At 80.1% G+C, this 342-nt stretch carries 1 protein-coding gene; it reads left to right on the top strand.

All coding sequences use genetic code 11. The features are described 5' to 3' along the window. Positions 1-342: hypothetical protein (locus ADK60_RS48505; protein WP_199839767.1), on the top strand; the 342-nt coding region annotated here is incomplete at both ends.

Below are 342 nucleotides of genomic sequence, written 5' to 3'. Positions count from 1 at the left end.
GCCGAGGCCGCCGCCGTCCGCGAAGCCGCCGACACCCACGCCGAACGCGTCCGCACCGAGGCCGAGACCGCCGCCGCCGACCTCACCGAACGCACCACCACCGAGACCACCCGGCTCCAGGCCGAGGCCGAGCGGGCCCTGGAGGCCGCCGGGGCCGCCGCCGAACAGCTCCGGGCCGAGACCGAAGCCGCCGCCGAGCAGCTCCGGGCCGACAGCGAGGCCGCCGCCGAGGAGCTGGCCGGGCGCACCGCCGCCGAGGCCGCCGCCGTCCGCGAAGCCGCCGACACCCACGCCGAACGCGTCCGCACCGAGGCCGAGACCGCCGCCGCCGACCTCACCGAA

The organism is Streptomyces sp. XY431, assembly GCF_001279805.1.
In the GTDB taxonomy this organism is placed as follows: Bacteria; Actinomycetota; Actinomycetes; order Streptomycetales; family Streptomycetaceae; genus Kitasatospora; species Kitasatospora purpeofusca.
This window is presented reverse-complemented; position numbering and strand designations above follow the sequence as displayed.